This is a genomic window from Bradyrhizobium vignae, assembly GCF_900324035.1.
GTDB lineage: Bacteria > Pseudomonadota > Alphaproteobacteria > Rhizobiales > Xanthobacteraceae > Bradyrhizobium > Bradyrhizobium vignae.
On record NZ_LS398110.1, the window covers coordinates 5,790,732 to 5,798,315 of the forward strand.

9 protein-coding genes are annotated in these 7,584 nt (G+C 61.2%); 4 read left to right on the forward strand and 5 right to left on the reverse strand.

Translation table 11 applies throughout. The features are described from left to right. The first annotated feature begins 155 nt into the window (after nucleotides 1-155). The 3 genes from BRAD3257_RS28165 (at nucleotide 156) to cax (ending at nucleotide 2,743) form a co-directional block, all read left to right on the forward strand. Nucleotides 156-518 carry a BA14K family protein gene (locus tag BRAD3257_RS28165; protein ID WP_122404581.1) on the forward strand — a complete coding sequence of 121 codons (363 nt, stop codon included), beginning with the start codon at nucleotides 156-158 and terminating at the stop codon, nucleotides 516-518. Nucleotides 519-584: 66 nt separating this feature from the next. Beyond that, complete coding sequence (locus tag BRAD3257_RS28170; RefSeq protein ID WP_122404582.1) at nucleotides 585-1,586, forward strand: AI-2E family transporter; 1,002 nt, start codon at nucleotides 585-587, stop codon at nucleotides 1,584-1,586. A 95-nt stretch (nucleotides 1,587-1,681) separates the two neighbouring features. Further along, nucleotides 1,682-2,743, forward strand: a complete 1,062-nt coding sequence (gene cax / locus BRAD3257_RS28175; RefSeq protein WP_160118860.1) for a calcium/proton exchanger — start codon at nucleotides 1,682-1,684, stop codon at nucleotides 2,741-2,743. Between the two features lie 55 nt (nucleotides 2,744-2,798). Here the strand turns inward: cax and BRAD3257_RS28180 are convergent, their stop codons facing one another. The 5 genes from BRAD3257_RS28180 to BRAD3257_RS39370 all read right to left on the reverse strand — a co-directional run bounded on the left by BRAD3257_RS28180 (nucleotide 2,799) and on the right by BRAD3257_RS39370 (nucleotide 7,179). Next, a complete protein-coding gene (locus tag BRAD3257_RS28180; RefSeq protein ID WP_122404584.1) occupies nucleotides 2,799-3,014 on the reverse strand; it encodes a hypothetical protein in 216 nt (71 codons plus the stop codon). Then, nucleotides 3,011-4,273, reverse strand: a complete 1,263-nt coding sequence (locus BRAD3257_RS28185) for a c-type cytochrome (RefSeq protein WP_197711512.1) — start codon at nucleotides 4,271-4,273, stop codon at nucleotides 3,011-3,013. The genes BRAD3257_RS28180 and BRAD3257_RS28185 overlap by 4 nt, the downstream gene beginning before the upstream one ends. 13 nt (nucleotides 4,274-4,286) lie before the next feature. After that, nucleotides 4,287-6,053, reverse strand: coding sequence for a GMC family oxidoreductase (locus tag BRAD3257_RS28190; protein WP_122404586.1), 1,767 nt, complete (start codon nucleotides 6,051-6,053; stop codon nucleotides 4,287-4,289). 9 nt (nucleotides 6,054-6,062) lie between these two features. Next, complete coding sequence (locus BRAD3257_RS28195; protein ID WP_244607721.1) at nucleotides 6,063-6,638, reverse strand: gluconate 2-dehydrogenase subunit 3 family protein; 576 nt, start codon at nucleotides 6,636-6,638, stop codon at nucleotides 6,063-6,065. 304 nt (nucleotides 6,639-6,942) lie between these two features. Then, nucleotides 6,943-7,179 (reverse strand): hypothetical protein, encoded by a 237-nt coding sequence (locus tag BRAD3257_RS39370; RefSeq protein WP_129145456.1) that lies wholly within the window; start codon nucleotides 7,177-7,179, stop codon nucleotides 6,943-6,945. Nucleotides 7,180-7,282: 103 nt separating this feature from the next. Here BRAD3257_RS39370 and BRAD3257_RS39375 point away from each other — a divergent pair, with 103 nt between their 5' ends. Next, nucleotides 7,283-7,519: a hypothetical protein gene (locus BRAD3257_RS39375; protein ID WP_145987033.1), complete on the forward strand. Its 237-nt coding sequence runs from the start codon at nucleotides 7,283-7,285 to the stop codon at nucleotides 7,517-7,519. The last annotated feature ends 65 nt before the right edge of the window (nucleotides 7,520-7,584 follow it).

The window sequence follows — 7,584 nt, forward strand, 5'->3', positions numbered from 1 at the left end:
GTTAGCGGACAGAACCAATCGTTCGTAGCGCTAGGACAACTTCGCGCGTCTGGAGAAATCGGACATGCGACGGTCTGACGCTCGTGCTGCGCAACGCGCAATCGGAACGCAACTCCATGACTGCCCGTTTCACCGGCACACCATAGGAGCCATGCATGAGCTTGCGAAGTTCGATTCTGATTCTCACCTCCGTCGCGGCTATCTCGGTCACGTCGGGCTCGGCCGTGCTTGCTGCGCCGATCGTTCCTTCCCCGATCCGCCAGGTCGGCGCATCCGTGCAAACCGTGCAGTACAGGCATTGGCATCACGGGTGGCACCGACCTTACTGGCACCGGGATTACGCACCGGGCGCCGCAGTCGTCGGCGGTCTAGCCGCTGGAGCTCTCATCGGAAGCGCGATCGCGAACAGTGAGGCAAGGGCAGACGCGGGTGCATACTGCGCGCAGCGCTACAAGTCCTATGACCCCGCATCCGGTACGTATCTCGGCTACGACGGCGTCCGTCATCCCTGTCCATAGGCTGTTCCGCCACTCCCATCCGCGCTTCCGGTGCGCGGCTACACCGAGCCGAGTGGAGGCGCGCGAATGGACAGGGTCGAATTCATGAAGCGGGTCGCGATCGCGGTGGCGATCGCGACCATTCCGTTTTTGTTGTGGTACTTTCGGTCGGTGGTCCTGGTCGCAGTGGGCGCGATGCTGCTGTCGGTGGTGCTGGATTTGATGAGCCAGCCGTTGCGCTGGTGCAGACTTCCCAGGGCAGCCTCCGTCGCTTTAACCCTGGTCCTTCTTTTCGCGTTGATGGGGGCGGCCGGCTACGTATTCGGTACTACACTGTCGAACGAGATGCAGGACGTGGTCGATCGCGCGGATCTCGCTGCCAGGACGATCGCGGGCGACCTGCAAGGATCACGATGGGGTGCCGCCGTCCTGAAGCGCATCGATGCGAGCCAGCTTTCGCTGGCGAGCTGGGCCGGAAACATCGTCAGTGTGAGCAGCAGTCTGTTCGCCTCGATAGTGGTCATGATCGGAATGGGCGGCTATATCGTGGCTCAGCCGGCGCTGTATCGGGCGGAATTCCGCAAGCTGTTGCCAAGGAGAAGTGCCGAGTGGGTGGAGATGACCGCCGGCCACATCGCGGCGTCGCTCAAGCTATGGTGCATCGGACAAGCCATCCAGATGCTGCTCGTCGGCGCGCTTACCACGCTTGCGGTCTGGCTGATCGGCTTGCCATCGCCGGTTGCCCTAGGCGTCATCGCCGGTCTTGCCGAATTCATCCCCTACGTCGGTCCTTTGATAGCGGCACTGCCCGCGCTTCTGGTGGCTACGTCGCAAGGGTGGTCACTCCTGGCTTGGACCGTCGTGGCCTACGTTGCAATCCAGCAGATCGAAGGAAATCTGCTGCTTCCGGTCATCCAGCGGCGGCTGGTCGCCATCCCTCCGGCGACCATGCTGTTCGGAATCCTGGTCGTCGGTGCCTTCTTCGGGTTGCAAGGGGTCGTGTTCGCGGCACCGATCACCGTGATGGTCTATGCCACTATGGAGAACCAAGCGCGTAGCAAAGCAAGAGGTCCTTGCACCTGCGAATGAAGGTATCTCGCCGCACATCTTCTTCCATGCGCGGCGCGCCGGAGAGAGCCTCGATGTCAAGTAGCGCGAATACGATCGAGACCGAGAAACCGTCGATGGTCTTCACGTCCTTACTCGTCCTGATCCCGATCTCGATGGGTCTTAGATACATGCAAGCGCCCGTCCTGACGACATTCGTTGCCAGTGCCGGCTCCATTGCGGTGCTCGCGGAGTGGATCCGCCGTGGAACGGAGCAGCTGGCGAGACACGCGGGTCCGACCATCCGCGGGCTCGTCATGGTGAGCTTCGGTAGCGTGGCCGAACTCGTACTGGCCCTGTTCGTCCTTGCGAATGGCCAGGCTTCCGTCGTCCAGGCGCAGATCACGGGCTCGATTATCGGAACAAGCCTTCTGGGCCTAGGGATCGCCATTCTGGCGGGTGGGCTGTCGCGACGGCGCCAGACGTTCAGCTCCAGCAAGGCCGGCCTTCAGTCGACGCTTTTGATCTTGGCAGTGATCGCGCTGCTTCTACCTGCAATATTCGACTACACTGCCCGGCAAGATCATCTGCATAACGTCCGTCTGACCGACGAAGAGCTGAGCCTTGGCGCATCAATCGTGCTGCTTGTACTCTACGGCGGAAACCTCGCCTATACTCTGATCACCCACCGCGATGCCTTCGCTGACGAGGAGGCTAACGGCGATCGCTCGTGGAGCCTGGGCCTCTCGATCGGCGTCGTCGTGGGCTGCACCGCGGTCATTGCCCTCGAAGCGGAGATCGTCTCGGAGGTGCTGACGCAGACGGCCGAGACCCTGAGAATTTCGACTGTGTTTCTGGGAGTCGTTGTGCTGGCGCTCGTCGGTACATCCGCCGACCTGTTCGCGGCAAGCTGGTTCGCACGCAGCGATCGGATGACGCTGGCATTGAGCATCTGCATCGGATCGGCGATCCAGCTGGTCCTGGTCGTGACCCCGGTTCTGGTCCTGATCTCAGCCTTTATGGATAGTCCGATGAGCCTGGTGTTCGGCAACCCACTCTATCTGTTCGCCATTGCGAGCACGGCATTTATCGTCAGCGCGGTCGCGCGCGACGGCGAGACGACCTGGTTCGAGGGCCTGCTTCTCGTGGGAGTGTACGTTCTGTTCGCGCTCGGCTTCTTCTTCATCGGCCCGGGCTGACGGCCGCACCGCGCCGCGCGTCACGTCCCTTCGGCTTCCGGACAGGGTTGTGGATTCATCGGGTATGGACCGCTTCCGAGCTCCGCTTCTTGTGCTCACTCCGGAGAATCTGTCGGCTGATCTTGCGGTCCCGCTTGAAAGCGCCTTGCGTCGCCTGATAGGCGGCAATCCCGGGCGTCTCCTTCGACTTGTCCGTCGTCCCGTGAGCTGCCGGAGCGAGCACGAAGGCCGCCGCGCATGTCTGCAGTACAAGGCGTTCGAAACGGATCATCTCGTCTCTCCTCTTTCCTGAGCGGAGTCGGCTGCCGTCGAGTGCCGCACGTCGCCAACTTTCGACGCCGAGACCGGAGGCGCCGAATTTCCCCATGCATTCCTGATGTAGGTGGCGAGGTCGGCAATCTGCTGGTCCGAGAGCTTCCATTTGAACGCGGGCATGGAGACCTGCGTAGGCCTTGCATCGGTCGTTGCCGCATGAGCTCCGTTCAGGATCAACCGCACGATGATGGTTGGATCCCGGTCCTGGACGGCGCTGTCACCCTGGAGGCGGGGAAACATAGCAGGCACGCCCTGACCTTCAGCCTGATGGCAGCCCGAGCAATTGTCCACGTAGAGCGCTTTCCCGACGGTCAGGACCTTGGAATCGGGCTGCGTCTGATCGTCTTTGTGTTCTCCGGCACCTGAAGGCACGTCCTTGAGGTAGGTCGCTATCGCTTTCAGATCGTCGTCTTTCAGCTTCGAAGTCGAGAAGGTGATGACCTCCGACATCGGGCCGTATGCGACCGTGCGGGAATTGCGCCCCGTCTTGAGAAACGCCACGATATCGTCCACTGACCAGTTTCCCAAACCGGACCGCACGTCGGCCGTCAGATTTGGGGCGTACCAATCCTGGAGCTTCCCGCCGCGCAGCGCGGACTGCTTCTCGGAAGCCCCCAGCACGTTGGTGGGCGTGTGGCAGGCTCCGCAATGTCCGAGGCCTTCGACCAAATAGGCCCCCCGATTCCATTCGGGTGATTTCTGATCGTCGGGCTTGAAGGTGCCTTCATGGAAGAACAGCTCGTTCCACCCCTTCATGACGACGCGTTCGTTCAGGGGCCACGCGAGTTGGTTCGGCGGAGGGGAGTTGGCGACGGGATCTAGCGAGCTCAGAAAGGCCTCGAGAGCGTCGGCATCTTCGCGGGTGACTTTGGTATACCAGGGGTAGGGAAACGCAGGATAGAGATAGCTGCCATCGGCCGATATGCCCTGGTGCAGGGCGCGGTAGAACTGATCGTCGGACCAGGCGCCGATCCCGGTCGTTCGGTCGGGCGTGATATTGGCAGAGTAGATTGTTCCGAAGGGCGTCGGAATCGCGCGGCCGCCGGCGAACGGCTTGCCTCCAGGCGCGGTATGGCAGGCCTCGCAGTCGCCGGCAGCCGCGAGATAGCGGCCTCGCTCGACCTGAGCAAAGGACAGTTGCTCGCCCCGGGCGGGGAAAACGCAGAATGTTGCGGCACAGGCGCAGGCCAACGACAACCTGACGAGAGCAAACAACATTGCGCCTCTCCTACGCTTGAACCAGCGGCCCGGGACTTTTCAGATATTGCGTTCTGATGGCGTGAGCGGACCAGAGCGCCAGCGCGGCGACGGTACCTGTCGGGTTGTAGCCCGGGTTCTGCGGGAACGCCGAGGATCCCATCACGAACAGGTTCGAGACGTCCCAGTGCTGCAGATAGCGGTTGATGACGCTTTCTCCCGGATTGGAGCCCATGATCGCGCCGCCGGTGTTATGGGTCGTCTGGTACGGCGTGATGTCATAGTGCCCCTTTCGGGGATTGCTCCTGATCTCACGTGGCTTCATCGCGCGGGCGATCTCTTCGGCCTTTCCCGTCAGGAAATCCGACATCTTGTGCTCGTTGTCGGTGTAGTCGAACGTCATGCGCATCAGCGGGCGACCGAGAAAGTCGCGGTAGGTCGGATCCAAATCAAGGTGGTTTCCCCGGTGGCTCATGACCGCCCCATGCGTAGAGATCGACATCGAGCGCAGATAGTTTTGCACAACCGCTTTCTTCCACTTAGAGCCCCATTTGGGCGTTCCATCCGGAACGAGATGGGTCTCGATCGGACGACCGTTGGTATTCCAGCAGGCTATGTAACCGCCTCCGACGAAGCCCAGATTGGTGTGGTCGAAATTATCTCCGTTGAACTCGTCGACCACGGTCCCTAGCGCGCCGGCGCCGATGAACGGGTTCAGGATCTTGTCGTCGTAGAACACGTCGACGCTCGAGACGATTTGATAGGCATAGTTCTTGCCAAGCGTCCCGGCTCCTGTGTTGGGGTCGTACGGAGTGCCGATTCCTGACAGGAGCAGAAGGTGGACATTGTGCAAAACGAACGCGCTGAGAACGATCAGGTCGGCCGGCTGCTCGTACTCTTCGCCTTGAGTGTCGACGTAGGTGACGCTGACCGCCCTCTTCCCGTCGCTGTCCAGGTTGATCTTGATGACCTCACACTCGGTCTTCAACGTGAAGTTCTTCTTGCGAAGCAGGACCGGGAGGATGGTCGTCTGCGGACTTGCCTTGGAATAGTTACCGCAACCGAATTTCTCGCAGAAGCCGCAATAGGTGCACGGTCCGAGCTGCACGCCGAGCGGGTTGGTGTAAGCGCGAGACATGTTCGCTGATGGCGCGGGGAACGGCTTCAACCCGATATCCCGTGCCGCTTCTGCGAAGAGTGTCGGACCATAGGTCATCGCCATGGGCGGGTTCGGATAGTCTCTGTCTCGGGGACCTTCGAACGGATTTCCTCCGGGTTGGATCTGTCCCCTGATATTGCCGGCCTTGCCCGATATCCCGCAGAGGTATTCCCACTTGTCGTAATAAGGTTCCAGATCGTCATATGTGATGCCCCAATCCTGGATGGCCATGTCTTGGGGTATCGCCGCTGCGCCATAGCGGTCGCTGTTGTGGCTGCGCGCGACGAAGTCGCTCGGCAGGAAACGCCAGTTCTGTCCATTCCAATGGATTCCCGCTCCGCCGACGCCTGTCCCGGGGAGGAAGGAGCCGAGTTGACGCATCGGCAGAGCGGTTTCGTTTGCGGAGTTTCGGAAGGTCAGCGTCTCGCGTGCGGGCTCCTGGAAGAGCTCATGGCGGTAGTAGTAGCGGAGCTCGTCCTGGATGAACGTGGTGGCGAAATCCGTGGTGGTGTCGCGCCATCCTCCCCGCTCGAGCGCCAGGACATTCAGCCCGGCATCGGTCAGCTCCTGACCCATCAAGGCGCCGGTCCAGCCGAAGCCCACGAGAAGCGCATCGACCGCCGGCAACTTGGTGGCCATATCGATCTCCTATGCCTTCGAGCTCCAGTCGGGCCGACCATAGATCGCGACGGGCGGCAACGGGTAGCGCTTGCCGTGCTGACCGACGAAGTCCCGATAGTCGTACCTCGCACCGGGAAAACCGATCATCTTCCAAGCCGCCATATCCTTGTTGCCGCCGTACATGGGATCGGCGAAGTAGCCTTCCTGGGTGTTGAGGAGGAATTGCTTGAAGAATGCCTTGGCATCCACGTTCTGAAGCTTGGCTTTACCTTCTTCGAGCTCTCCGAGGACCGTGTCCTGCTGCTCGGTGCTGAGTTCAACAAAGGGCTTCCCGCCGAATTTGCCGCGACAATAGACGTCAATCGCCTTGATCGCGGCGCGGTACATCTGCGCCGGCGTCATCCGGGACTGGTAGCCTTGACTATCCGTGCCCTTCGACCATGGTCCCGCCATATACCAGCGCTCAGCTCTGCCGTAGGCTCCAGCGAGCTGGCGATCGATGAACAGTGTGACGCCGAGTTCTCGCGCGCCGGGCCCCATATCATCCTGTGGTATCAGACGCGACACGGCGGCATCGAGCCAAGCCGCTTCGTCCGCTGACAAAAACCGGTAATCGCTCCCGGCGACCGGAGATGGTTTGTTCGCCTCGCCCGGAGCCCAAGGGACTTGCTGCGCGATTGTATCTGCCGCTGCAGGGGCGGTGGGAAGGGCCAAGGATGTACCAGCAGCAAGCCCCGCGGTAAGCAGGTCGCGTCGACTGACTTCCCGCTTCGTCCCTCTCGATGTCGACATGATCGGAACCCCTGTGTGGCCGCATCAACACTCTGGAAAGGCCGACGTTCGCTCGGCTGCCGCGGGTTCTGGGGAAATTCGGTACGCTTCCGGACCGATCCGGCAGCTTATGCTGTCAGTTGCGGCGCACGTCGGCCTCAAGCAGGCCTACGAACTCAAAAACGTTCTGTGCTTGCGCCGCCTTGAGGAGGCAGCGATCCCGTTCTTTGCCAGGGGGCAGCTCTTGCGCTTCCTGCTTGGCTCTTTCGGCGAGTTGCTTCAGCCGCTCGGGAAGCGGCAGCAAGGCTTCGGTGCGGCGGCGACGCCGCCGTTTTGTCCCCTTCCGGCGACCTCGCCATGCCAACCGCTTCATGCCGCTTCCCGATTTGACCAGGCCATCAAAGCACGACGCCTTACTTGGAATTGCCCTGGTGAGGTGAGGTAGAGCCGGTGGTGTTCTGGGATGAGCTACCCGATTGACCACCTTTGCTGTCGACGTTCATGGCTTCGAAGACCGACATCCCGTGGGGACCGATGGTCATCACCACTGGATTTCCATCCTTGCTCTTGGCCTGAACCACGAAGGACTCGGCAACGACATTGACGTCCGTGAAGCCTGCCTTCTGGAGATCTTGCTTTATCTGCTGCGCGGCTGCGAGATTTTGGTTCGAAGTGCCGGGCTGCTGCTGAGAGGAGGTGCTGGGCTGTTGTGATGCGGCTTGAGACCCTTTCGAAGCGTTCTGTGCGAGCGCGGGGCTTGCGAGAGCAAGTACGGCCA

Excerpts from the sequence above, each read along its gene's own strand:
- BRAD3257_RS28165 (WP_122404581.1), top strand. The coding sequence starts at position 156 with ATGAGCTTGCGAAGTTCGATTCTGATTCTCACCTCCGTCGCGGCTATC.
- BRAD3257_RS28170 (WP_122404582.1), top strand. The coding sequence starts at position 585 with ATGGACAGGGTCGAATTCATGAAGCGGGTCGCGATCGCGGTGGCGATC.
- cax (WP_160118860.1), top strand. The coding sequence starts at position 1,682 with ATGGTCTTCACGTCCTTACTCGTCCTGATCCCGATCTCGATGGGTCTT.
- BRAD3257_RS28180 (WP_122404584.1), bottom strand. The coding sequence starts at position 3,014 with ATGATCCGTTTCGAACGCCTTGTACTGCAGACATGCGCGGCGGCCTTC.
- BRAD3257_RS28190 (WP_122404586.1), bottom strand. The coding sequence starts at position 6,053 with ATGGCCACCAAGTTGCCGGCGGTCGATGCGCTTCTCGTGGGCTTCGGC.
- BRAD3257_RS39370 (WP_129145456.1), bottom strand. The coding sequence starts at position 7,179 with ATGAAGCGGTTGGCATGGCGAGGTCGCCGGAAGGGGACAAAACGGCGG.